Here is a 23875-nt window from a genome sequence, read left to right as displayed (position 1 = left end):
GGTCCTCTCTGCGATCGCGATGCTCAGCTGAGAATCGCCGATAATTGCTTGGCGGCCTGCAGAACTGCGTCCTTGCCGCGTCGTACGACGTCTTCGCGGTGCGAGATCAGGTTGATGCAGGTCGGCGGCGACGGCGGGACCCGGTGCACCGGCACCGCCAGGCCGTAGGTGTTGGGTTCGATCTCGCCGTGGGTGATCACCCAGCCCTGCTGGCGGGCCCGGGCGACCAGGTCCCGTTCCTGCGGCTGCGGCGGCATGCTGGCCAGCAGGGCGACCCCGGCCGCGCCGCGGCTCAACGGGTGCCGACTGCCCTCATGGAAGGCCAGCTGATAGGCGACCTGGGTGGGGACGATGACGGCGACCGCCACCTGCTGATCGCCCTCGGCGACCAGCAGCGACACCGTGGTACCCAGCTCGTCGGCCAGGCCCTGCAGCGTCGGCAGGCTCAACTGACGCAGGTTGCGGTCGAAGGAGGCGCCGAGCACCGCCAGACCGGCGGCCGGGCGGTACCGGCCGTCGTCGCCCTTGGCCACGAACCGAAAGTCGGCCAACGTGGCCAGCAGCCGATACGCGATGGTCCGGTGCACCCCAACCTGGTCGGCGACCTGCTGCGCCGACAATCCCGCCGGTGCGGCCGCCACCGACTGCAGCGCCGCCAGCCCCCGCGCCAACGTCTGGGAACCGGTCATGGCGTGGGCAGATGCCTTGACATACGTCCCACCGAGAGTGATGCTCTATACATAGTGCACATCGATGTGCGATTTTAGCACACAAGATTAGTTCAATACGAGAGTGGCATTTCCGCTGTTGAGGCCAGAGAGGAACCCGGTGCCGGAGCACGAGAGCGTCTGGAGCGATCTGCAAGGGGTGGCATTCGAGCAGGGGTACCTCGACGCCCGCGGCGTGCGCACCCGGTACCTGCGCGCCGGCGACCCGGACAAGCCGGTGCTGTTGCTGCTGCACGGATCCGGCGGCCACGCCGAGGCCTACGTGCGCAACCTGGCCGCGCACGGCGAGCATTTCTGGACCTGGTCGATCGACATGCTGGGGCACGGCTACACCGACAAGCCGGGTCACCCGCTGGAGGTCGGCCACTACGTCGAGCACCTGATGACGGTGCTGGACGTCATCGGCGCGCAACGGGCGTGCGTGTCCGGGGAGTCGCTGGGCGGTTGGGTGGCCGCCCGCGCCGCCGTCGACCACCCGGACCGCATCGAGAAGTTGGTGCTCAACACCGCGGGGGGCTCGCAGGCCGACCCGGAAGTGATGCAGCGGATTATCACGCTGTCCATGGCGGCCGCGGAGAACCCGACCTGGGAGACCGTGCAGGCGCGGATCAAGTGGCTGATGGCGGACAAATCCAAGGACTACGACGACCTGGTCGCCAGCCGGCAACGGGTGTACCGGCAACCCGGATTCGTCGGCGCGATGAAAGACATTATGGCGCTGCAGGACCCGGACATCCGGGCCCGTAACCTGTTGGGCCCGGCCGAATACGGGGCGATCACCGCGCAGACCCTGGTGCTGTGGACCAGCGACGACCCGACCGCCGATGTGGCCGAGGGCCGTCGCATCGCCTCGATGATCCCCGGGGCGCGGTTCGAGGTGATGCCCGGCTGCGGGCACTGGCCGCAGTACGAGGACGCCGCGACGTTCGACCGGCTGCACCTCGACTTCCTGCTGGGACGCTGAGGATGTCCGCCAGCCAGGATTTCGACGTCGTCATCGTGGGCGCCGGCCCGGTCGGGCTGACGCTGGCGAATATCCTGGGTTTGCAGGGTGTCCGGACCGTGGTGCTCGAGGAGCGCGACAGTTTGATCGACTATCCGCGCGGGGTCGGCCTCGACGATGAGTCGCTGCGCACCTTCCAGGGCATCGGCCTGATCGACGGCGTACTGCCGCACACCGTCCCCAACCAGATCCTGCGGTTCGTCGACGCCAAACGCCGGCTGCTGGCCGAGATGGCGCCAGTTGGTGCCCCGTTCGGCTGGCCGCGCCGCAACGGGTTCGTCCAGCCGCTGGTCGACGCCGAATTACTGCGCGGCCTGGACCGTTTCGAGCACGTCGAGGTGCGTTGGGGCACCCCGATGACGTCCTGCACCGAATCCGCCGACGCGGTGACGGTGCAGTTGCCGGACGGAACCGCGCTGCAGGCCCGCTACGTCGTGGGCTGCGACGGCGGCCGCAGCACCACCCGGCGGCTGATGGGCGTCTCCTTCGACGGCACCACCTCCTCGACCCGCTGGCTGGTCGTCGACATCGCCACCGACCCGCTCGGCCACCCCAACAGCGAGGTCGGCGCCGACCCGCAGCGCCCCTACGCCTCGATCTCGATCGCGCACGGAATCCGGCGCTTCGAGTTCATGATTCACGCCGACGAGTCCGACGAGCAGGTGCAGCAGCCGGAGTTCCTGGCCCGCATGCTGGCGCCGCTGGTGCCTAACCCGGACCGGGTCGACGTGATCCGGCACCGGGTCTACACCCACCACTCCCGCATCGCCGGTGCCTTCCGGCGCGGACGACTGCTGTTGGCCGGCGACGCCGCCCACCTGATGCCGGTGTGGCAGGGCCAGGGATACAACAGCGGGATCCGCGACGCGGCGAACCTGGGCTGGAAACTGGCCGCGGTGGTCACCGGCCGGGCCGGGGAGGCGCTGCTGGACAGCTACGACGTCGAACGCCGCAAACACGCGCGGGCGATGATCGACCTGTCCACCCTGGTGGGGCGGGTCATTTCGCCGACCAACCGCCGGGTCGCCGCGGTCCGCGACCTCGCGATCCGCGCCGCCTCGGTGCTGCCCACCCTCAAACAGTATGTGCTGGAGATGCGGTTCAAACCGATGCCGCGCTACGAGCAGGGCGCGGTGGTGCACCCGCAGCCGCGACGCGGCGACTCGCCGGTGGGCACCTTGTTCATCCAGCCCCGCGTCGACACCCGCGACCGCGCGAACGTGCTGCTCGACGACGTGCTGGGCACCTGGTTCGCCGTGGTGTCCTGGAACAACAACCCGCGCCGCCTGCTCGGCGCCGACGCGTTTGCGCGCTGGAAGTCGTTGGGCGCGCGCTTCATCGAGCTGCGGCCGCGCACCCAGCTGCACTGGGCCGGACACGACGACCCCGATGTGGTGGTCGTCGGCGACGCCACCGGCGAGCTGAAAGCCTGGTTCGACGCCCACGCCGAGTCCGTGCTGTTCCTGCGACCCGACCGGTGCATCGCCGGCGCCGGGATCGCCCAGCTGGCCCCCGAGCTGAGCGCCGCGCTGCTGCACGCGCTGGTCCTGACCCCGGAAGGCGGTGAATCCCACGATGGCGCTAGCCCTGTGCTGTATGTCGCACAGCCCACTGCTGAATCTGCCGGGACCGTCGGCTGAGGTGCTCGACGACGTGAACGCCGCGCTGGGGCAGGCACGGGATTTCGTCGCCGCCTTCGACCCGGAGCTGGTCGTCACCTTCGCGCCCGATCACTACAACGGCTTCTTCTACAAGCTGATGCCGCCGTTTTGCATCGGCACCGGCGCCACCGGGATCGGTGACTACGGCACCCACGCCGGGCCGCTGGACGTGGCCGCCGACATCGCGGCCGAGTGCGCACAAGCCGTGCTGGACAACGATGTCGACGTCGCGATTTCGGCGGGCATGGACGTCGACCACGGCACCGTCCAGCCGTTGGAGAAGCTGCTCGGTACCGCCACCGCCCGCCCGGTGGTGCCGATCTTCCTCAACGCGGTCGCCGCGCCGCTCGGCCCGCTGCGGCGCGCCCGGGCGTTGGGCACCGCGGTGGGCACCTATCTGGCCGGCCTGGACAAGCGGGTGCTGCTGGTGGGCTCCGGGGGCCTGTCCCATGATCCGCCGATCCCGACCCGCGAGACCGCTGCCCCGGAGGTGCTGGAGCGCATCGTGGGCGGGCGACCGATGACCGCCGAGCAGCGCCTCGCCCGACAGACCGTGGTCATCGACGCCGCCCGGGACCTCGCCGCCGGGCGCAGTGCCCGCCAACCACTGAACCCGGCCTGGGATCAGCGATTTCTGTCCATCATCGACGGCGGACAGCTCGCCGACCTGGACGGCTGGTCCAACTCCTTCATCGCGCACCAGGGCGGCGGCTCCGCGCACGAAATCCGCGGCTGGGTGGCCGCTTTCGCCGCGCTGGCGGCCAGCGGCGGTTACCGGACGGTGCTGCGCTACTACCGGCCGGCGGCCGAGCTGATCGCCGGCTTCGCGGTGCGAACGGCGGTGCCGGCATGACGGGCGAGCACGCGGTCGACGTGGTGGTGGTCGGCTCCGGCGGCGGCGGCATGACCGCCGCGCTGGCCGCGCACGCCGCCGGGCTGGACACCTTGGTGATCGAAAAGGCCGCCCAGTTCGGGGGTTCCACCGCCCTGTCCGGCGGCGGCATCTGGGTGCCGGGGGCGCCGGCGCAGCGCCGCGAAGGCTACCGCCCAGACCCCGACGACGTGGTGGCCTACCTGCGCCAGATCACCGGCGGCCTGGTCAGCGACGCGCGGCTGCAGCAATACGTGGACGCCGCGCCGGCGATGATGGAGTTCCTCGAGCAGCTCAGCGACTGGTTCGAGTTCGTCTGGAAACCGGGCTACGCCGACTACTACCCGGAAGTCCCCGGGGGATCCGCGCTGGGCAGCACCATCAACGTGCCCGCCATCGACCTGCGCACCCTCGGCGCGGAAGAACAGCACCTGCTGGCGCCGTTGGCGCTGGCGCCGAAGGGGATCTGGCTGGGGCCCAAAGACCTTCGGTTGTTCTACCAGATCCGGCAATCCTGGTGGGGCAAAGCGGTGCTGGTCAAGCTGCTGTGGCGGATGTTTCGGGCCCGGGTGTTCGGGGACCGGATGGCCGCGATCGGCCAGTCGCTGGCGGCGCGACTGCGGCTGGCGATGCTCGACCGCGGCATCCCGCTGTGGCTGAACACCCCGATGGCCGAACTGCTGACCGCCGACGACGGGTCCGTCACCGGCGCGGTGGTCGAGCGCGACGGCGCGCCACTGCAGATCCGCGCGCGACGCGGCGTCATCCTGGCCAGCGGCGGCTTCGACCACGACCTGGCCTGGCGCCGGCAGCACCAGCCGGTGCTGGAACAGGATTGGAGCTTCGGCAACCCGGCGGCCACCGGCGACGGGATCCGGGCCGGCGAAAAGGTCGGCGGCTCGGTGGAGCTGCTCGACGAGGCGTGGTGGTTCCCGGCCATCTGCTGGCCGGACGGCCGGCTGCAGTTCATGCTCAACGAGCGGATGATGCCGTCGCAGTTCATCGTCAACGGCGCGGGCAAACGGTTCATCAACGAAGCCTGCCCGTACATGGACTTCGCCCACGCCATGATCGAGGGGCAACGGTCCGGGGTGACCCACATCCCGTGCTGGCTGATCACCGACCACCGGTCGTTCAACCGCTACGTGGTGGCCGGGCACCTGCCGCTGCCGAAGATCCCGGGTGCCCCGGTGCCCACCGGGCGCAAGCTCCCAGCCGCGTGGCTGGAGTCCGGGGTGGTGAAAGCCGGGAGGTCGATGGCTGAGTTGGCCGACCAGATCGACGTGCCGCCAGCCGAACTGGAGCGCACCGCTGCGCGGTTCAACGAGCTGGCGCGCGGCGGCCACGACGACGATTTCGGTCGCGGCGACAGCGCCTACGACAACTACTACGGCGACCCGACCCTGCCCAACCCCAATCTGCATCCGCTGGGCAAGCCGCCGTACTACGCCTTCCAGATCATCCTCGGCGATCTGGGCACCTCCGGCGGGTTGCGCACCGACGAATGCGCCCGGGTGCTGCGCGCCGACGACACCGTGATTCCCGGGCTGTACGCGGTGGGCAACGTGTCGGCCCCGGTGATGGGGCGCAGCTACGCCGGCGCCGGCGCCACCATCGGGCCGGCCATGACCTTCGGCTATGTGGCGGCCAAGCACCTCGCCGACACCGTTACTGATCCGACTCGCGAAATTTCTATGGGAGGTAACCAGTGAAGATTTCACTTTTCTACGAGTTCGCGCTACCGCGTCCGTGGGCGCCCGACGACGAGCGCGAAATGATGCAGGACTGTCTGGACGAGGTGGAAGCGGCCGACAAGGCGGGCTTTTCCACCGTCTGGCTCACCGAGCACCATTTCCTGGAGGAGTACTGCCACTCCACCGCCCCCGAGATCTTCCTGGCCGCGGCCAGCCAGCGCACCAAGAACATTCGGCTGGGCTTCGGCATCATGCACCTGCCGCCCGTCGTCAACCACCCAGCCCGGGTCGCCGAACGCATCGCCACCCTGGACCTGCTCTCCAACGGCCGGGTCGAATTCGGCACCGGCGAATCCTCCTCGGTCGGTGAGCTCGGCGGGTTCGGCATCGACCCCGCCGACAAGCGCGCCCAGTGGGAGGAGGCGCTGGAGGTGTCGATTCGCTGCATGGTGGAGGAGCCGTTCACCGGTTTTGACGGTGCGCACGTCCAGATGCCGGCCCGCAACGTCGTCCCCAAACCGCTGCAGAAACCGCACCCCCCGGTGTGGGTGGCCTGCACCCGACCGTCCTCGGTGCAGATGGCCGCCCAAAAAGCCATTGGCGCACTGAGCTTCGCCTACACCGGTCCGGGACCACTGACCGAGCGGGTGAACGGCTACTACAAGGAGTTCGAGGAAAGCGGTGTTCCGGTGACCCCGCAGATCAACCCGAATATTCTGGCGATCGGCGGCGATCTGTCGATGATGGTCGCGCCCACCGATGAGCAGGCGCTGCAGCGGCTGGGCCAGGGCGGCGGCTTCTTCTCGTTCGGGATCATGCACTACTACATGACCGGGGTGCACACACCCGGACGCACCGGGGTGTGGGAACGCTACCTCGAGGAGGTCGCCAAGGATCCGACGCTGGCCTACGGCCCCGGCCGCGGCGCGATCGGCTCGCCGGCCACCGTGCGGGAGTTCCTGCGCGGCTACGAGGAGAGCGGGGTCGACGAGATCATCCTGCTGCTCAACCCACGCAGCCACGAAGGCACCATGGAGTCCATCGAGTTGATGGGCAAGGAAGTGCTGCCGGAGTTCATCGAGCGCGACGCGAAAGCGGTGGCCGACAAGGCGAAACGGCTGGCGCCGGTGATCGAGAAGGTGGAGGCGCGCCGCCCGCGATCGTCGGCGCCGGCCTTCGATGAAAGCTACTCGTTCGGCGGGCTGCCCACCGGCCGGGGTGGGAAGTTCACCGCCAGCGAGATTCCCGAGGCGATGGCGGAGATGAACGAGGGACGCGTGCAGGCGGCGCAACGCGAGAAGGAGCAGCGGGGCTGACCCGGGGAGCCGACTAGCCATGGGCCAAATCGACCGGTTGTGGCGGTACGACGGGCGCCGCGCGGTGGTGACCGGGTGCGCGTCGGGGATCGGCGCGCAGCTGGTGCGCCAGCTCACCGAATTGGGCGCGCACGTGGTCGGGTTGGATCGGTGCGCCCCGGACGTCGAGCTCGCCGAGTTCCACCACATCGACCTGGCCGACACCAACTCGATCGACCGCGCCGCGGCCGCGCTGGGCGGCCCGGTCGATGCCCTGTTCAACGTCGCCGGGGTGTCCTCCGGAATCGGTGACCCGCTGCTGGTCGTCACCGTCAACTTCCTTGGCCTGCGCCAGTTCACCGAAGCGGTGCTGCCGGTGATGCCGGCCGGGTCTTCGGTGGTGAGCGTGTCGTCGCTGGCGGCGGCCGGCTACCGCGAGCACCAACAGCTGGTGGCCGGGCTGCTGCACACGCAGACCCTGGCCGACGGTGTCGCGTGGTGTCAGCAGCATCCCGAGGCGCTCGCCGACGGGGGCTACCGGTTGTCCAAGGAGGCGATCATCCTGTACACCATGGCCAGTGCGGCACCGCTGGGCGCCCGGGGGATCCGAATCAACTGCACCGGGCCGGGCGTCACCGACACCCCGATCCTCGACCAGCTGCGGTCCGCCTACGGGCAGCGGTTCCTCGACGACATCGACAAACCCCTGGGCCGGGCCGCCGAGCCCGCCGAGCAGGCCGCCGTGCTGGCATTTCTGAACAGCGGTGCCGCCAGCTACATCTCGGGTCAGGTGGTGTGGGTCGACGGCGGCAACCTGGGCGCGGTCACCGCCCGCGAGCTGGGGCGGGCGCCGTGGCCAGCCTGACCGATTTTCGGCGTGTCGCCAAAGATGTGCGCAACTGGGGGCGGTGGGGGCAGGCCGACGAACTCGGCACGCTGAACTTCATCACCGCGGACAAGGTCGCGCAGGCCGCGAGCCTGGTCCGACACGGCAAGGTGTTTCCGCTCGGGGTGGACTTCGGCTCGTCGGGTCCGCAGGGCGCCTTCCAGTTCCGGCACAACCCGATGCACGTGATGACCGTGGACGGCGGCGACGTCAACACGCTGGCCCGTTACGGCCCGGAGTGGGCCCGCAACTCGGTGGCCCAACAGCTCAGCGAATTCTTCGTGGACAACCCGTTTCGGTTCAACGACGACATGATCATCATGTCGCTGCAGGCCGCCACTCAATGGGACGCGCTGTCGCACGTGTACTACGACGACCAGCTGTACAACGGTTTCCCGGCCAGCTCGGTGACCAGCCTGGGCGCCTACCACTGCGGCATCGACAAGGTGGACGGCAAGGGGATCACCTCGCGCGGGGTGCTGCTGGATGTGGTGCGACATCGCGGCGCGGACCTGTTCGTGGAACACGGCACCCCGATCACCCCCGAGGAGCTCGACGACATCGCCCGGGCGCAGGGCGTGACGATCGGCCGCGGCGACATCGTGCTGATCCGAACCGGCTGGTGGGCACGGTTTTTGCGCACCGGCGACGGAGCCGAGCCGGGGGCGGGCTTGGATTGGCGGTGCGCCGCCTGGCTACACGACCACGACATCGCCGCCATCGCCGCCGATAACCTCATGGTCGAAGACCCCATCTCCGGGGTCGACGGCACCTTCTTGCCGATGCACATGCTGTGCCTGCGCGACATGGGTTTGATGCTCGGCGAATTCTGGGACCTCACCGCGCTGGCCGCCGACTGCGCCGCCGACGGAGTCTACGAGTTTCAGCTGGTGGCCCCGCCGCTGCGCGTCGTCGGCGCGGTCGGGTCCCCGGTCAATCCCATTGCCATCAAGTGAGGAAGAGCGTGATGACTGAACAAACCGGACCGCTGGTGGTCGCCCTCGGCGGCACCTTGCGGGCAGATTCGTCCACCGAACGGGCGCTGCGGCATTGCCTGGACGCCGTCGAGCGGCGCGGCGGGCGCACGCAGCTGTTCTGCGGAGAAGACATCGAGCTGCCGATGTACAACCCGCATGAGCCGGCGCGCACCCCGCGCGCGACCCGGTTGATCGACGCGCTGCGGCAGGCCGACGCCGTCGTCGTCGGCTCACCCGGATACCACGGCGCGATCTCCGGACTGGTCAAGAACGCGTTGGACTACATCGAAGACATGCGCGAGGACTCCCGCGTCTACCTGGACAACAAGCCGTGGGGCTGCATCAGCTGCGCCTACGGCTGGCAGGCCGCGGTGGGCACCCTGGGTCAGCTGCGGGTCATCGGGCACGCGCTGCGGGCCTGGCCCACACCGCTTGGGGTGGCGATCAACTCGGCGGACCGCGTCTGGGATCCCGCCGGGGAACTCATCGACACCACGGTCAGCGACCAGCTGGACCTGCTGGCCAACCAGGTGCTGACCTTTGCCCGCTCGCACCGCGTGACGGCCTAGGCGGATCGGATGGATCGCCGCACCATTGACGTCGACGGCCTGACCACCAGCTACTTGGAGGCCGGCCGCGGTGATCCGGTGGTGCTGTTGCACGGCGGGGAGTTCGGCGCCAGCGCCGAACTGGGCTGGGAGCACACCATCGCGGCGTTGGCCGAGCACTACCGGGTGCTGGCCCCGGACCTGTTGGGTTTCGGCCAGTCGGCCAAGGTCATCGACTTCACCGACGGCCGCGGCATGCGGATCCGGCATGTCGCCCGGTTCTGCGCGGCGCTGGGCGTCGAGGCGGCGCATTTCGTCGGCAATTCGATGGGGGCGATCATGCTGCTGGTCGACACCACATCCGACGCGCCGCGGCTGCCGGTGCGCAATATGGTGACCATCTGCGGCGGCGGGGAGATTCAGCGCAACCGGTACATGGAGGCGCTCTACGACTATGACGCCACGCTGCCCGCGATGCGGCGCATCGTCGAGGCGCTGTTTTATGACCCGGCCTATCCCGCCGACGAAGAGTATGTGCGGCGCCGCTACCAGTCCAGCGTCGCGCCCGGGGCGTGGGAGGCGGTGGCCGCGGCGCGGTTTCGTCGGCCCGGCGCGGAGCCGCCCGCTGCTGCGTCGAGTCAGCGGGCCTACCACCGCATCTCGGCGCCGACCCTGGTGATCGAGGGCGGCGGCGACAAGCTGTTGCCGGTGGGGTGGGCCAAGCAGATCGCCGACCAGATCCCGGGTGCGCGCTCGGCGGTGATCGACGCCGCCGGGCACTGCCCGCAGATCGAACAGCCGGCCGTGGTCAACGAATTGCTGCTGGATTTCCTGTCTTCGCGTTGACGCGTCTCGCGTTGACTCTGCGCTGAGGGCGGAGCCTTCTCGCACTTTTGCGCCTTACACGCAGAGTCAACGCGGCTCCCACCTACATCTGGGCCCAGACGATCTTGGTTTGCAGGTAGGTGTCGATGCCGGCCTTGCCGGATTCGTAGCCCCAGCCGGACTGCTTGTAGCCACCGAACGGCATGGAGTGGTCGAACTGCATCTGGCAGTTCAGCCCCACCGTGCCGGCCTTGAGCCGCTTGGCCAACCGGTGCGCGCGGCCCAGGTCCTTGGTCCAGGCGGTGGCGGCCAACCCGTAGGTGCTGTTGTTGGCCAACGCGATCGCCTCGTCCTCGTCGTCGAACGGCAGAATCGTGACGACCGGACCGAAGATCTCCTCCTGGAACAGCCGGCTGGAATCGGGGTCGACGTTGGTGACCACGGTCGGGTGCACGAAGTACCCCTTGCGGTCCAGCCGGTGGCCGCCGGTGACCAGCTCGACGCCGTCGGCGCGGCCCTGCTCGAGGTAGCCCAACACCCGGGTCAGCTGCTTTTGGCTGATCAGCGGGCCGATCATGGCGCCCTCGTCGGTGGGGCCGCCGAGCAACATGTTGTTGGCCATGTTGGCGATGCCTTCCACCACCCGCTCGTAGACGCCGCGTTGGGCGAAGATCCGCGAGCCGCACACACAGGCCTGCCCGGAGTGGATGAAGGTGCCGAACGACGCCATCGGGATGGACAGGTCCAGGTCGGCATCGTCGAAGATCAGCACCGGGGACTTGCCGCCGAGTTCCAGGGTGACCTTGTTGAGGTTGCTGGCGGCCGAGGCGTGCACGATCTCCCGGCCGACCTCGGTCGATCCGGTGAAGGCCACCTTCTCCACGTCGGGGTGCGCGGTGATCGCCGCGCCCGCGGTGTGCCCGTAGCCCAGCAGCAGGTTGACCACGCCCTCGGGCACGCCGGCCTCGGCCAGGATCCGGTCCAGCACCAGCGCCGACAGCGGGGTCTCCTCGGCGGGTTTGACCACGCTGCTGCAGCCCGCCGCCAGCGACGGCGCCAGCTTGGCGCAGAAGTTGAACACCGGCCCGTTCCACGGGAAGATCAGCCCCACCACGCCGTAGGGCTCGCGCAGCGTGTAGACGTGCTGGTGCGACTCGATGCCGGACAGGCCGCCGGTGTTCACGTCCCGGGCGATGCCGTCGATCTTGGTGCACCAGCCGGCGTAGTAGCGGAACCACTCCGAGCCGACCTTGGTGATGATCTCGGCCTGGGCCGGGGGGATGCCGGCGTTAACCGATTCGAGTTCGGCGAGCACGGCCGCGTTCTCGTCGATCAGATCGGCGATGCGCCACAGCACCTTCGCCCGGTCGTAGTCGGCCATGCCCGACCACACGCCCGATTCGGCGGTCGCCTTCGCGCGCGCCACCGCGTCGTCGACGGCCTCGGGTCCGCAGTCGGTGAACTCGGTGAGCTGTTCCTCGGTGGCGGGGTCGATGATCGGAATCACGTCACCGGTGCCGGGGACCTTGCGAATCTCCTCCAACACATCCTGCACCGCAGTCATAGAAATCCCCTTCTCGCATTACGGAAACGTCATTCGCATGCGTAGGTTATGCGCTTAACCATCCGATGTCTAGGGTCGCGGGGCTAACGGGCTACGCGGAGGCGCGCACGATCAGGCGCGCGATGTCGGCGGGCTGCGGTTCGGAGGGCGCCGGATAGCCGAGTGCGGTCAACACGGCCGCGATGGCAGCGTCGGCCACCGCGATGGGGTTGAACTCCACCGTGGTCAGCGGTGGTGAGCTGATGGCACCCATGGGGTGGGCGTCGACGCCCATCACGGCAAGATCATCGGGACAGGTCAGGCCCGCTTCGCGGATGCCGTACAGGATCAGATAGGCGACTTCGTCGCTTTGCGCGCACACCGCGGTGACGCCGTCGGCGTGCCAGCGCGCCACCGCCTCGGCGGCATTGTTCATGGTGACGGTGGCCACGCTGATGGCGGGAAGGTTGTGGGTCTGCGCCGCCCGGGTGACCCCCGTGAGCCAAAAGTCGCCCAGGGCACGCCATTTGGCGAAGCCGGTGTAGGCGAACGCGATCTTGCGATGTCCACGTGAGATCAGGTGCTCGACGCGCAGTGCGCCGACCGACAAGTGGGGTTCTCCCAGGGCGGGCAGCGTCCCGATCTCGACGTGGGCCACTTGCGCGGCGCTGACCGCGCGCTGGGCGCCCCTGGTCAACGGAAACAAACTGGTGACGGCGATCGGGTCAAGATGCTCGATCGCATCGATGACGTGCTGATCGTCCTCGGTCTCGAAGATCTGCACTTGCAGCAAACCCCGGCGGGACAGTTCCGTGGTCATCAGACTGCCGGCCTGCATCGGCATGTCGCCGACCGCCACCCGCGGCACCACGTAGAGCACCACGCCGCTCTTGCCGCGGGCGAGGTTACGGGCGGCGGCGTTGGGCCGGTAGCCGAGTTGCTCGGCGGCGCGGTAGACCGCCTCCCGGGTGCTCGACGAGATCCGCCGGCCGGCGGAATTGTTCAACACATAGCTGACCGTTGCGGTCGACACACGCGCGAGTCGGGCGACGTCGGCGTGGGTGGGCCGGGTGGCCTTCGCCGTGCTCGATGCCTGACTCTCCGGGTCGGCCATGCCTCATCGTGGCACGGGACCACCGGCCACCGGCGCATCGCCCCGGCGGTTAGAAGCTCCCGCAGTTGGGCGTGGTGGGCAGGCCGGCGAATCGGTCGGCGATCCATTGCAGTGCCAGCGGCGCGTCGACAACCATGGGCAGGGCGTGGTTGATGGCCAGCTTGTTGAGCAGCGGAGGTTCTTCGTTGGTGTTGAACTGGACGTCAGCGCCGAGCGCGCACCAGTCCCACCCGAGTTGCACCACCGCGGTGTAGGGGACCAGCGGGTCGTAGCGGTTGCCATTGATCAGGGCCGGGCCGGTCGGCTTGAGTCTCCCGACGCGTTGCTCGTCGAACATGGACGTGAACGGTTCTCGGGTGATCAGCGCGGTGGGGTCGTCGGCGAAGTAGCGGCGGACATGGCGGAACATGAAGTTGATGAGTGTCTCACCGACGCACTGGTTTTGCGTCTTCGCGATGAGGTCTTCGCCGTCGGGGGTCAGCCCGGCATGGATGGCATCGGCGTGTTCGGGGTAGGCGGCGAGCAAACCGTTGAGCACGTAGCCGTTGAGTCCGGCCAGGATACTGCCGTCGGAGTAGTCGAGCGTCTCTTTGACGTCGGCCACCGGCGCCCCGGAATAGGTGCCCACAATCGGCAGTTCCGGCGCGTAGCTGGAGGCCAGTTCGGCGGCCGCGGCGACCGCCCCACCGCCTTGTGAGTAGCCGTAAAGCGCCAGGGGGCCTTGGGGGCTCAGTCCGGTATCGGGCAGGCGGTAGGCCGCGCGGGCGGCGTCGAGCACCGCGTGTGCTTCGGCGACGCGGTTGACGAAGGTGTGCACGCCGGGGGTGCCCAGCGCCTGGTAATCGGTGACGACCACCGCCCAGCCGCGCTGCAGCATCCGCTGGACGAACAGCAGTTCATAGCCCAGCATGAAGTCCAGCGGACGGGAGTGATACACGTAGACGTTGAACAACCGCGACGGCGCGCACTGGTCGCCTTGTCCCTGGGTGCCCACCCCGAATGCGATCAACGGCCGGGCGCCGGGGCCCTCCCAGGGCTTGGTGGGCTGAAAGTAAGTGCCGGTCACCGCAACCGGGTGCTCACGCATATCGGTGCTGCGGTACATGATCCGCGTCGCCGCCCCCGGAAAGGCATCCGGAAAGTCGTTGCCCACCGCGATGGGCGACGGCTCGGTGCGGATCACGTCGCCAGGGGCCCCGGCGGGAAGGGGCTCCGGCGGCAGGTAGAAGTCGCCGTGATATCCGTTGTCGGCGTTGGCCAGAGCGCCCGACGCGAGTATTGGCGCCCACAACATCATCGTGGCGAGCACCCAAGCCAGGCGCCCGGCTTGAGGAGAAACGCGGCGTGACCGAACGAGGTGAGTCACCGTTGACCCCCAGCTAGGAAAGGCTTCGTCACCTAAAATGGACGAAGCGGTCGGTATACGTGACATCGTTCTTGACCGCCCGGCGTACGTCAACAGTGACGGAGTGTGAATTTAAAGTGACGGCTGAAGGTGAATCCCTCACGGGCCAACTCGTGGCGCGCAATGTGCGTCGATACCGTCAGGAGCGCCGCATGTCGCTGGGCGAACTGGCGCGGCGGTCGGCGTTATCGAAGCAGACATTGTCGAAAATTGAGCAGGGGCTGGGAAATCCGACGGTCGAGACGCTGGCACAGATCGGTGCCGCCCTCGACATCCCGGCGCGCCGGCTGCTGACCGAATGGGGGACCCCGGTGTTCGTGCAGCGCGCCGACGCCGCGGCGCGCGCACGCCCCGAGCGCGTCCTTGATGAGGTGTACGGGACCGGGTATGTGCGCACCCTGATCCTGCGCCTAACCCGCGATGCGAAACCGGGCGATCCGCCCGAGCCGGGGTCTCCGGGTACCTTGCATCATCTCTACATCATCAGTGGCAAATTGCGGACCGGGCCGTTGATCGACCCGGTCACCGTCTCGGCCGGCGACTTCGTTCGTTTCCCCGGTGACGTGCCCTACCGTCACGACTGCCTCAGCGAGCAGGTGGTCGCGCACCTGGTCATCACGGTGCCGCAGCTGCACCAGTTCGAGGCTTTTCCGCGCTGACCCCGCGGCCCGATGATGCCGTCGGCCGACGCCGCGGCCAGTCGATAACTTAAATCAGTTGCTTGACTGAACGAGGGCTCAGCGGGTTGAGTCGAACTGCCGCGTCGGGCGGTGTGGACATGGAAGGGCGTCGATGGTCAACGAGCTAGCGGGCAAGGTCGCAATCATCACCGGCAGTGCGTCGGGGATCGGCCGGGGCTTGGCCGAACGGTTTGTCGCCGAGGGAGCCCGAGTGGTGATCGCCGACGTCGACCGCGAGCGCGGCGCCGAGCTGGCCGCTCAGCTGGGCGACGCGGCGACGTTCCAGGTCACCGATGTCGCCGATCCCGCACAGCTGGGCGCCCTGGTCGACACCGCCGTGCAGCGGTTCGGCGGGCTGCACGTCATGGTCAACAACGCCGGGGTCTCGGGCACCATGCACCGGCGGTTCCTCGACGACGACCTGGCCGACTTCCACCGCGTCATGTCGGTCAACGTGCTCGGCGTGATGGCCGGCACCCGCGATGCGGCCCGGTACATGGCCACACACGGCGGTGGGTCGATCATCAACCTCACCTCGATCGGCGGGATCCAGGCCGGTGGCGGGGTGATGAGCTACCGGGCCTCCAAGGCGGCGGTCATCCAGTTCACCAAGTCCGCGGCCATCGAATTGGCCTACTACGACATTCGGGTCAACGCCATCGCCCCGGGCAACATCCCCACCCCGATCCTGGCGTCCTCGGCGACGAACATGGACCACGAGGCGGTCGCCCGCTACGAAGCCGCGATCCGCGAGACGATGCGCGCCGACCGGCCGCTGCAGCGGGAGGGCACCCCCGATGACGTCGCCGAGGCCGCCCTGTATTTCGCCGGGGACCGCTCCCGGTATGTCACCGGCACGGTGCTGCCGGTCGACGGCGGGACCGTCGCGGGCAAGGCGATCCGCCGCAAAAGCGCCAAGAATTAAATCAATCACTTGACTTAACCCGGTGGGGGGCGTTGACTGGGCAGGTGACCACCGCGAGCAAGGACGCGCGCACCGAACGGGCCACCGCCACGCGGGAGGCCATCCTGGCCGCCGCCGAGCGGCTCTACGCCGAGCACGGCGTCTTCGCGGTGTCCAACCGGCAGGTCAGCGAGGCCGCCGGCCAGGGCAACAATGCGGCGGTCGGCTACCACTTCGGCACCAAGACCGACCTGGTGCGGGCGATCGAACACAAACATCGGGTGCCCATCGAGCGGCTGCGGGAGCAGATGGTCGCCGCGACCGGAAGCTCAACCCAGATGCGGGATTGGGTGGCGTGCCTGGTGCGCCCGCTCACCGATCACCTCGCGCAGCTGGGCAACCCCACCTGGTACGCGCGGTTCGCCGCGCAGGTGATGGCCGACCCCGCCTACCACGACATCGTGGTCAAGGACGCGCTGAGCTCGCCGTCGCTGGTCGAGGTGATCACCCGGATCGATCGCTGTCTGCCGGAGCTGCCCGCCGAGATCCGCTCGGCGCGCAACGCCATGGGCCGCAACCTGTTAATGCACACCTGCGCCGACTGGGAACGCGCGCTGGCGGCCGGCGGTTCGGCGCGCAAAACCAATTGGCAGATCGCGGGCTCCAACCTCATTGACGCGATCGTCGGGCTGTGGCTGGCGCCGGTCACCCCGGAGCCGAAGCGAGGCCGCCGATGAAAGTCACTGTCAATCAAGACGTGTGCGCCTCGTCGGGGAACTGCGTGATGCACGCGCCGGAGGTGTTCGACCAACGCGACGAGGACGGGGTCGTCGTGCTGCTCACCGAGGACCCCTCGGCCGAATTCGCCGACCAGGTCCGCCGCGCCGAAGCGGGCTGCCCCACCCGAGCCATCCACATCGAGGAGTGAGAGTGTCCGACACGCTGACCGACACCGCGGCCGAGGCCGCCGCCGCAATCCCGGACTACCCGATGGAGCGGGCGTCGGCGTGCCCGTTCGCCCCGCCGCCGGGGGTGATGGCGTTGGCCGCCGACAAACCGCTGAGCCGGGTGCGGATCTGGGACGGATCGACCCCGTGGCTGATCACCGGCTACGAGGCGGCGCGGACGCTGTTCGGCGACCCGCGGGTCAGTGTCGACGACCGCCGCGACGGCTTCCCGCACTGGAACGAGGGCATGCTGGCCACGGTGGACAAGCGTCCCCGGTCGGTGTTCACCGCCGACGGCGCCGAGCACATCCGGTTTCGGCGGATGTTGTCGCGCCCGTTGACGTCTCGCCGGGTCGAGGCCATGCGACCGGCGATCCAGCAGATCATCGACGAGCATCTCGACGCGATCCTGGCCGGTCCGCAGCCCGCCGAGCTGGTCACCGCGCTGGCGCTGCCCATCCCGTCGCTGGTGATCAGCGAACTGCTCGGGGTGCCCTACGAAGACCACGGCTTCTTCCAGGAGCACGCCACCATGGGGGTGTCCCGGTACGCGACGGCCAAGGACACCGCCGCCGGTGCCACCGAGCTGTCGAAGTATCTGATCCGGCTGCTGGAGGCCCGGATGGCCGAGCCCACCGAGGACATGGTGTCGGATCTGGGGGAGCGGGTGAAATCCGGCGAGCTCAGCCTGAAGGAGGCCACCCAGCTGGGCACCGGGATGCTGATCGCCGGCCACGAAACCACCGCGAACATGATCGGTTTGGGCATCCTCGCGCTACTGCAAGAACCCGAGAAGCTGGCCGTGATCCGCGACAGCGACGACGAGACGGTGATCGCCAACGCGGTCGAGGAACTACTGCGCTACCTGTCGATCATCCAAAACGGTCAGCGCCGGGTCGCCGCGGAGGACATCGAGATCGGCGGGGAAGTGATCCGCGCCGGCGAGGGCATCATCATCGACCTGGCGCCGGCGAACTGGGATCCCGCGGAGTTCCCGGAGCCCGAGGTGCTCGACCTGAACCGGCCCGCCCGCCAGCACCTCGCGTTCGGTTTCGGTCCGCACCAGTGCGTCGGCCAGCAGCTGGCCCGGGTCGAGCTGCAGATGGTCTTCCACACCCTGTTCCGGCGGATCCCCACGCTGAAACTCGCCGTCCCATTCGAGGAAATCCCGTTCAAAAACGACCGGCTCGCCTACGGCGTCTACGAACTACCGGTCACCTGGTAACCAACAGCCCACGGAGTCAACGATGACCAGTCAATCCAGCACCTTGCTCTACCCGCCGGAAGGTTACGGCGCACCGAAAGACCGGCGCGGCCACGCCGGGGTCGATGTCGGCCTGCCGGCCGGCACCGAGGTGTTCTCCGCCGACAACCACATCTCGATCGCCGACGACATCTTCTACCAACGCTTCCCCGACGACCTCAAGGACAAGGCGCCGCGGATCTGGTACGAAGACGGCGCCTACATGGTCGGCCGCAAGGGACAGTCGTTTCTGCCCGGCGATTTTTCCGCGGTGTTGATGCAATACGACGACCTCGCCGGGGCGGCCAGCAAGAATATCGAGGCACGCATCCGCGAACTGCACGAGGATGGCGTCGATAGGGAGCTGGCGTTTCCGAACGCGGTGCTCGCCTTGTTTCATTTCCCGGATAAAGAGCTGCGGGAACGGGTCTTTCGCATTTACAACGAGTACATGGCCGAGCTGCAGGAGCGCTCGGGCGGTCACTTCTACGGCGTCGGCCTGATCAACTGGTGGGATCCGGCCGGGACGCGACGCACCCTCGACGAGCTGAAGTCGCTGGGCCTGAAGACCTTCCTGCTGCCGCTGAACCCGGGGAAAGATGACGACGGCAACATCATCGACTTCGGCAGCGCCGCGATGGACCCGGTGTGGGACGAGATCGAACAGGCCGGTCTGCCGATCACCCACCACATCGGCGAAACCCCGCCGAAAACCCCGTGCGAGGTCAACAGCGTCGTGGTCGGGATGATGGTCAACGTCGACTCGTTTCGCGAACAGTTCGCCAAGTACATCTTCTCCGGCATCTTGGACCGCCATCCCGGGCTGCGGGTCGGCTGGTTCGAGGGCGGCATCGCCTGGGTGCCCACGGCGTTGCAGGACGCCGAGCATCTGCTGGCGTCGTATAAGCACATGTTCAGCCACCAGCTGGCCCACGACATCCGCTACTACTGGAACACCCACATGAGCGCCTCGTTCATGGTGGATCCGTTGGGGCTGCGGCTGATTGACCAAATCGGAGTCGACAAGGTGTTCTGGTCGTCGGATTATCCGCACAATGAGAGCACGTTCGGCTACTCGGAGAAGTCGCTGGCCGCGGTGGTGGCCGCGGTGGGCCCGGACAACGCCGTCAAGATCGTCAACCGCAACATCACCGAGTTCTTGGGTGTGTAGATGACGACATTCGCATCGCCGGCGGTGTCCGGCCTCAAGATCCCCGACCGCCCGGACCTGACCCGGATGCGCGCCGAAACGGGGGCGCGGCTGCGCTCAGCGATGGCCGAGCGCGGGCTGGACGCGTTGATCCTGCTCGGCAACAACAACGTGGTGTACGCGACCGGGGCCAGCTGGCCGCTGGGCGACGCCGGGTTGTCCTATGTCGAGCGGCCGGTGGCGGTGGTGCTCGCCGAGGATCCGCACCCGCACCTGTTCCTGCCGTTCCGGGAGGGCGCCGCCTCCGAGACGGGCATTCCGGCCGACCATCTGCACGGCGCGGTCTACCTGGAGTTCGACGAAGGCGTGGAGAACTTCGCGGCGACGTTGGCCGAGCTGATCCCGGCCGGCAAGGCGGTGGCGGTCGACGAATTCACCGGGGCGATGCGCCGGGCGCAGCAGCGCCTGTTTCCCGGGGGCCGGCCCGCCGACGCCGCCCAGGTGATCGGCGCCGCCAAGTTGGTGAAAACCGTTGACGAACTGGCCTGTATCCGCACCGCCTGCCGGATCACCGATGCGGCCATGGTCGACGTGCAGGCCGCGTTGGCCCCGGGCATCCGCCAGGTCGATCTGTCGGCCAGTTTCATGCGCCGCGCATTCGAGCTGGGCGCGATGGCCAGCATGCTCGAACCGATTTGGCAGGTGATGCCGCAGCGCAAGGCCGACGGGGTGTGGACCACGCACGGCGATTTGGCGTTGCCGCTGCTGTCCACCGAGCGGGAGCTGGTGGCCGGGGACGTGTTGTGGACCGACGTGTCCATCACCTATCAGGGCTATTGTTCGGATTTCGGCCGCACCTGGGTGGTGGGCGCCGACCCGACCCCGCGCCAGCAGGCCCAGTTTCAGCAGTGGCGCGACATCATGGCCGCGGTGCTCGAGGTGACCCGGGCCGGCGCCACGGCGGCCGACCTGGGCCGGGCGGCGACCAAGGCCAACGGCGGCACCCAGCCCTGGCTGCCGCACTTCTACCTGGGGCACGGTATCGGCGTCAACGCCGCCGAAACACCCATGATCGGCACCGATCTGGGCGCGGAGTTCGACGAGAACTTCGTGTTCGAGCCGGGCATGGTGCTGGTGTTGGAGCCGGTGGTCTGGGAGGACGGCACCGGCGGCTATCGCAGCGAGGAAATCATCGTCATCACCGAGGAAGGCTGGATCCCGTTGACCGACTACCCGTATGCGCCCTACGGCGAGCGCTGACGACGATGCAGAGCGCAGCGATGTCCAGGAGTGGCGCTGATGGCGACTGAGGTTCTGCCCGACGATCGGGCGCTGCGGTTAGGGCGGCGGGAGCGCGCGCTGGCCCAGATGGCCGCCTACGACCTCGACGTGCTGGTGCTGGGCCGGCAAGCCAACGTGCGCTACGTCTCGGGCACCCCGCAGCTGTGGGTGGCCGGGACCCGGCCGTTCGGACCGACCTGCATCCTGATCCGCGACACCGGGGCGGTCCATTTGCTGTCCACCTGGGACGAGGGGGTGCCCGACGACATCCCGCACGAGAACCTGTACGGGATCTCGTGGAACCCGATGAACACCATCGCCAAGCTGCAACGCATCGACGGGCTGGCGGCCGCTAAGCGCGTCGGCACCGATGCGCTGTCACCGGGTTTCGCCCAGCTGTTGCCGTTGGTGTTCCCCAACGCCGAATTGGTCGACGGGGAGCAGGCGATGCGGGCCGCCCGGCGCATCAAAACCGACGACGAGGTGGCCGCCCTGCGGGAGGCGATCCGGATCGCCGAGGCCGGGTTGGCCGCCGCGGTGGCCGAGTTGCGGCCGGGGGTCACCGAGCAGACGCTGGCCGGGGTGCTGCTGGAGGCGGTGGCCGCCGGCGGCGTGAGCACCCCGTCCACCCAGGACGTGGCGTGGGTGACCTCGCGGGAGCATCCGTGGCGGCGCGGCAACACCGACGGCGTCGTGCACTCCGGCGACTTGGTGGCGCTGTCCGCCGGGGTGCTCGGCGGCGGCTACGCCGGCGAGGTGGGGCGCACCTGGCCGGTGGGTTCGCCGGCGGCCACGGCGGGGCTGTACCGACGTTGGGATGCGCTGTGGGCCAAGCTGTCTGCCGCGTGCCAACCCGGGGTTCCGGCCAGCGACCTGTTGGACGCCTACCAAGGGGAGGCGTTGCCGCCGATGCCGGTGGCCCGGGGCCTGGGCATGGGGTTCGACCCGCCGGTGGTGTCGGCGGACCTGCCGCAGACCGCCGCCGGCGAGCGGTTGGAACCCGGCATGGTGCTCGCCGTCACCGGCTACGTGTGGGAACACGGGGTGGGTGCGGTGTTCGGGCGCGAAGCGGTGCTGATCACCGACGACGGGCACGAGGTGTTGACCACCAGCCCGTTCTGGGAGGGGAACTGAGATGGCCGGTTCGGACCGCCCGTCGCCGGAAGAGATCATCCTCTACCACAAGGATCCGGCCACCAAGATCGCAACGATCACGTTCAACCGGCCCGACTACCTCAACGCACCGACGTCGGCGGCCCGGTTGCGCTACGCCGACCTGCTGCGCGGCGCGAGCGTCGACAACGACGTCAAGGTGGTGGTGATCCGCGGGGTCGGCGACGATTTGGGCAGCGGCGCCGACCTGCCCGAGTTCATGGAGGGCGTCGACTCACCCGAGCTGCGGCTGGCCGAGCTGCGCCTAGACGGCGCCGACGTCAACTATCCACCCAAGGGCACCTTCCGCAACGGCGCCACCATCAGCGCCTGGTACGCCAACGTGCAGGCCGGCAACCGCCCGCTGCAAGAGCTCAAAAAGATCAGCATCGTGGAGGCCAAAGGCTATTGCTACGGCTGGCATTTCTACCAGGCCGCCGACGCCGACCTGGTGATCGCCAGCGACGACACGCTGTTCGGGCATCCGTCGTTCCGTTACTACGGGTGGGGTCCGCGGATGTGGACCTGGGTGCAGATGATGGGGTTGCGCAAGTTCTCCGAGATGGTGTTCACCGGGCGCCCATTCACCGCCGCCGACATGGAGAAATGCAACTTCCTCAACAAGGTGGTGCCGCGCGACCAACTCGAAGCCGAAGTCGACAAGTACGCGACGGCCTGCGCCCGCAACCGGCCGGTCGACACCGTGTTCATGCAAAAGATGTTCTTCGAGGTGTACAAGCAGCACCAGGGCGAGTACATGGGCAGCCTGCTGTCCGCGTTCTTCGAGTCGATGGGCAGCGGGGTGGCGCCCGACACCGACGACCTGATGCTCGATGCGGCCATCGACAGCGGACTGAACAACGCCGTCAAGGACAACGACAGCAGGTTTCCGCCCGACTTCCGGTTGAGCAAGTCCAGCCGGGACCAGGACGGCTAGCCGGTGGCACCGCTAGACGGTTTCACCGTCGTCGACCTGTCCAGCGGCATCGCGGGCGCCTACTGCACCAAGCTGCTCGCCGACGGAGGCGCGCAAGTCATCAAAGTTGAACCGCCGCAAGGCGACCCGCTGCGGCGCTGGTCGGCCTCCGGTGCGCCGATCACCGGCGACGGCGCCCTGTTCAGCTTCCTGGCCTGCTCCAAACACAGCGTGGTCGCCGACCCCGACGCCGACACCGCGTTCGTCGAGACGCTGCTGGCCGGGGCCGACGCCGTGGTGTGGTCGCGCGGGCCGGGCCTGCCCGAACGCGACGCCTTGGCCCCGGCGCAGATCCACCGCCGCCACCCGCACCTGACCGTCACCGCGATCACCCCGTTCGGGTTGGACGGGCCCTGGCGGGACCGACCGGCCACCGAGTTCACCCTGCAGGCCTGGTCGGGCGGCATCGTCGGGCTGGGCCGCGGAACACCGGATCGGGCACCGGTTTTCGTCGGCGGCCAGGTCGGGGAATACCTGGCCGGCGCGTACGCCAGCGCGGCGACGCTGGCGTCGCGGTGCCGCGGCGGTGCCGAGCTGGTGGACCTGTCCATGCTGGAAACCCAGATCCTGGGCCTGACCTACTATCCGGTCACCTACTTCGAGATGCTGGGGCGGCCGTGGCGCGACGCCCGGCGACCGACCGTGCCCGGGGTGGCCCGCGCCCGGGACGGTCTGATCGACATCGGCTGCGGCACCGCCCAACAGTGGTTCGACCTGTGCGCGATGACCGGTCACGACGAGTGGATCGACGAGAACTCGCCGCTGTCGATCACCGAGCAGGCCAACGAGCGGGCCGAGGACCTCTACGCGTGGCTGCGCGAGCACACCGTCGAGGAGATCCGGGAGCTGGCCACCGCGTTCCGCATCCCCAACGCCCCGGTCGGCAACGGCGCCAACCTGGCCACCCTCGACCACTTCCGCGCCCGCGGCTCCTTTGTGCCCAACCCCCGCGACGGCTTCCTGCAGCCCGCCCCGCCGTATCGGCTGTACCC

23 protein-coding genes are annotated in these 23875 nt (G+C 68.6%); 19 read left to right on the top strand and 4 right to left on the bottom strand.

Going from position 1 to position 23875, the window contains the following annotated elements:
* Positions 1-23: 23 nt before the first annotated feature.
* The gene (locus tag BKN37_RS08145; protein WP_071024258.1) at positions 24-689 is read right to left on the bottom strand and encodes an IclR family transcriptional regulator; all 666 of its coding nucleotides are present in this window, start codon (positions 687-689) and stop codon (positions 24-26) included.
* Positions 690-828: 139 nt separating this feature from the next.
* On the opposite strand from BKN37_RS08145, the gene BKN37_RS08140 reads away from it, so the two are divergent.
* Genes BKN37_RS08140 through BKN37_RS08100 form a run of 9 tightly spaced genes read left to right on the top strand, consistent with a single transcriptional unit; the run spans position 829 to position 10509 of the window.
* Complete coding sequence (locus BKN37_RS08140) at positions 829-1692, top strand: alpha/beta fold hydrolase (protein WP_071024256.1); 864 nt, start codon at positions 829-831, stop codon at positions 1690-1692.
* A 2-nt stretch (positions 1693-1694) separates the two neighbouring features.
* The gene (locus tag BKN37_RS08135) at positions 1695-3371 is read left to right on the top strand and encodes a bifunctional 3-(3-hydroxy-phenyl)propionate/3-hydroxycinnamic acid hydroxylase (protein WP_071024253.1); all 1677 of its coding nucleotides are present in this window, start codon (positions 1695-1697) and stop codon (positions 3369-3371) included.
* Positions 3328-4245 carry a 3-carboxyethylcatechol 2,3-dioxygenase gene (locus BKN37_RS08130; RefSeq protein WP_071024252.1) on the top strand — a complete coding sequence of 306 codons (918 nt, stop codon included), beginning with the start codon at positions 3328-3330 and terminating at the stop codon, positions 4243-4245. The genes BKN37_RS08135 and BKN37_RS08130 overlap by 44 nt, the downstream gene beginning before the upstream one ends.
* The gene (locus BKN37_RS08125) at positions 4242-5975 is read left to right on the top strand and encodes an FAD-binding protein (RefSeq protein WP_071024248.1); all 1734 of its coding nucleotides are present in this window, start codon (positions 4242-4244) and stop codon (positions 5973-5975) included. Before BKN37_RS08130 ends, BKN37_RS08125 begins: the two co-directional genes overlap by 4 nt.
* Positions 5972-7273 (top strand): LLM class flavin-dependent oxidoreductase, encoded by a 1302-nt coding sequence (locus tag BKN37_RS08120; protein WP_071024246.1) that lies wholly within the window; start codon positions 5972-5974, stop codon positions 7271-7273. The genes BKN37_RS08125 and BKN37_RS08120 overlap by 4 nt, the downstream gene beginning before the upstream one ends.
* Positions 7274-7292: 19 nt before the next feature.
* Complete coding sequence (locus BKN37_RS08115) at positions 7293-8117, top strand: coniferyl-alcohol dehydrogenase (RefSeq protein WP_071024244.1); 825 nt, start codon at positions 7293-7295, stop codon at positions 8115-8117.
* Positions 8105-9094 carry a cyclase family protein gene (locus BKN37_RS08110; protein ID WP_071024238.1) on the top strand — a complete coding sequence of 330 codons (990 nt, stop codon included), beginning with the start codon at positions 8105-8107 and terminating at the stop codon, positions 9092-9094. The genes BKN37_RS08115 and BKN37_RS08110 overlap by 13 nt, the downstream gene beginning before the upstream one ends.
* Positions 9095-9105: 11 nt before the next feature.
* Complete coding sequence (locus tag BKN37_RS08105) at positions 9106-9684, top strand: NADPH-dependent FMN reductase (RefSeq protein WP_071024231.1); 579 nt, start codon at positions 9106-9108, stop codon at positions 9682-9684.
* Positions 9685-9693: 9 nt separating this feature from the next.
* Entirely contained in the window at positions 9694-10509 is an 816-nt protein-coding gene (locus BKN37_RS08100; protein ID WP_071024229.1) for an alpha/beta fold hydrolase, read from the top strand.
* Between the two features lie 82 nt (positions 10510-10591).
* Here the strand turns inward: BKN37_RS08100 and BKN37_RS08095 are convergent, their stop codons facing one another.
* The 3 genes from BKN37_RS08095 to BKN37_RS08085 form a co-directional block, all read right to left on the bottom strand.
* Complete coding sequence (locus BKN37_RS08095) at positions 10592-12052, bottom strand: aldehyde dehydrogenase family protein (RefSeq protein WP_071024227.1); 1461 nt, start codon at positions 12050-12052, stop codon at positions 10592-10594.
* Positions 12053-12143: 91 nt separating this feature from the next.
* Positions 12144-13145 (bottom strand): LacI family DNA-binding transcriptional regulator, encoded by a 1002-nt coding sequence (locus tag BKN37_RS08090; RefSeq protein WP_071024225.1) that lies wholly within the window; start codon positions 13143-13145, stop codon positions 12144-12146.
* A 49-nt stretch (positions 13146-13194) separates the two neighbouring features.
* Positions 13195-14442, bottom strand: a complete 1248-nt coding sequence (locus tag BKN37_RS08085) for a lipase family protein (RefSeq protein ID WP_158260284.1) — start codon at positions 14440-14442, stop codon at positions 13195-13197.
* Positions 14443-14570: 128 nt separating this feature from the next.
* On the opposite strand from BKN37_RS08085, the gene BKN37_RS08080 reads away from it, so the two are divergent.
* The 10 genes from BKN37_RS08080 to BKN37_RS08035 form a co-directional block, all read left to right on the top strand.
* Entirely contained in the window at positions 14571-15209 is a 639-nt protein-coding gene (locus BKN37_RS08080) for a helix-turn-helix domain-containing protein (RefSeq protein ID WP_423212773.1), read from the top strand.
* 133 nt (positions 15210-15342) lie between these two features.
* Positions 15343-16155, top strand: coding sequence for an SDR family NAD(P)-dependent oxidoreductase (locus BKN37_RS08075; RefSeq protein WP_071024220.1), 813 nt, complete (start codon positions 15343-15345; stop codon positions 16153-16155).
* Positions 16156-16199: 44 nt separating this feature from the next.
* Positions 16200-16871: a TetR/AcrR family transcriptional regulator gene (locus BKN37_RS08070; RefSeq protein WP_071024218.1), complete on the top strand. Its 672-nt coding sequence runs from the start codon at positions 16200-16202 to the stop codon at positions 16869-16871.
* A complete protein-coding gene (locus BKN37_RS08065) occupies positions 16868-17062 on the top strand; it encodes a ferredoxin (RefSeq protein ID WP_071024208.1) in 195 nt (64 codons plus the stop codon). Before BKN37_RS08070 ends, BKN37_RS08065 begins: the two co-directional genes overlap by 4 nt.
* A 2-nt stretch (positions 17063-17064) precedes the next feature.
* Entirely contained in the window at positions 17065-18306 is a 1242-nt protein-coding gene (locus BKN37_RS08060) for a cytochrome P450 (RefSeq protein WP_071024206.1), read from the top strand.
* Positions 18307-18328: 22 nt separating this feature from the next.
* Positions 18329-19495, top strand: a complete 1167-nt coding sequence (locus BKN37_RS08055; RefSeq protein WP_071024203.1) for an amidohydrolase family protein — start codon at positions 18329-18331, stop codon at positions 19493-19495.
* Entirely contained in the window at positions 19496-20734 is a 1239-nt protein-coding gene (locus BKN37_RS08050) for a M24 family metallopeptidase (protein ID WP_071024201.1), read from the top strand.
* 39 nt (positions 20735-20773) lie between these two features.
* On the top strand, positions 20774-21889 hold the full coding sequence (locus BKN37_RS08045) for a M24 family metallopeptidase (RefSeq protein ID WP_071024294.1): 1116 nt from the start codon (positions 20774-20776) through the stop codon (positions 21887-21889).
* A 1-nt stretch (position 21890) separates the two neighbouring features.
* Positions 21891-22844: an enoyl-CoA hydratase/isomerase family protein gene (locus BKN37_RS08040; RefSeq protein WP_071024199.1), complete on the top strand. Its 954-nt coding sequence runs from the start codon at positions 21891-21893 to the stop codon at positions 22842-22844.
* Positions 22845-22847: 3 nt separating this feature from the next.
* Positions 22848-23875 (top strand): CoA transferase (locus BKN37_RS08035; protein ID WP_207547217.1); only part of this gene is annotated, 1028 nt, incomplete at its 3' end.

The sequence above is a fragment of the Mycobacterium talmoniae genome (genome assembly GCF_001854525.1).
GTDB lineage: Bacteria > Actinomycetota > Actinomycetes > Mycobacteriales > Mycobacteriaceae > Mycobacterium > Mycobacterium talmoniae.
The sequence above is the reverse complement of the archived record's forward strand: the minus strand, read 5'-3'. Positions and strand labels throughout refer to the sequence as shown.